2 protein-coding genes are annotated in these 741 nt (G+C 69.4%); one reads left to right on the top strand and one right to left on the bottom strand.

Annotated elements, in window-relative coordinates; genetic code table 11:
* Positions 1-31: 31 nt before the first annotated feature.
* Positions 32-370: an endonuclease domain-containing protein gene (locus P409_RS35510; RefSeq protein WP_034849872.1), complete on the bottom strand. Its 339-nt coding sequence runs from the start codon at positions 368-370 to the stop codon at positions 32-34.
* Between the two features lie 107 nt (positions 371-477).
* Between P409_RS35510 and P409_RS35505 the strand changes: the two genes are divergently transcribed.
* Positions 478-741, top strand: a 264-nt coding sequence (locus P409_RS35505) for an aminotransferase class V-fold PLP-dependent enzyme (protein WP_034849870.1), incomplete at its 3' end; no start/stop codon positions are given.

Genomic DNA, 741 nt, shown 5'->3' with positions numbered 1-741 from the left:
GGAGGGGTTCGCGCAGGAGGAGCCGAACCCGCTACTCAACGTCTCCCCTCAAAATGGCTCCGATCGTCTGCACCACCCCCGCCAGCTCATGCATGACCTGGTCGTTGGTGAAGCGCAAAACGCGGAAGCCCTGATCCTCCAGCCAGCGCGTTCTCCGGGTATCGGCATCCACAATCAGCTCGTGCGACGGCCCACCCACCTCGATCACCAGCCGCGCCGAAAGGCAGACGAAATCGGTGATGAAGGGGCCAAGGCGGTATTGGCGCCGGAAACGGACGCCGCCGACGCGCTTGTCGCGCAGCTGGTGCCAGAGCAGCAGCTCGGCCTCGGTCTGGTTCTCCCGCAGAAGCTGGACGCGTTCGTCAGCCATCAGAGCGTTGCCTCGGAAACCCCCTCCCCCTACCCCCCTCTCGCGAGGGGAGGGGGGACTCCATTGTGCGGCAGCGCGGAGGCAGGGACCAGAATGGAGGGGCTGTCATGACCGCTCCCCTCTATCTCGACCACCTCGCCTCCACCCCGCTGGATCCCGCGGTTTTCGAGGCGATGCGCCCCTGGCTGGACCCGGCCGCGGTCGGCAACCCGCATGCGGCGAGGCACCGGCCGGGCTGGCGGGCGGCGGAGGCGATCGACGCTGCACGGGCCGAGGTGGCGGCGCTGATCGGCGCCCGGCCGGGCGAGATCCTGTTCACCGGCGGCGCCACCGAGGCCAACAACCTGGCGCTGCTGGGCGGCACGCCCGAA

Source organism: Inquilinus limosus MP06, assembly GCF_000767795.1.
Taxonomy (GTDB): domain Bacteria; phylum Pseudomonadota; class Alphaproteobacteria; order DSM-16000; family Inquilinaceae; genus Inquilinus; species Inquilinus limosus_E.
Note: the sequence above shows the minus strand (reverse complement) of the source record. Positions and strands in the feature narration are given on the sequence as shown.

Coding starts and splice junctions, on each gene's coding strand:
- P409_RS35510 (WP_034849872.1), bottom strand. CDS start 370: ATGGCTGACGAACGCGTCCAGCTTCTGCGGGAGAACCAGACCGAGGCC.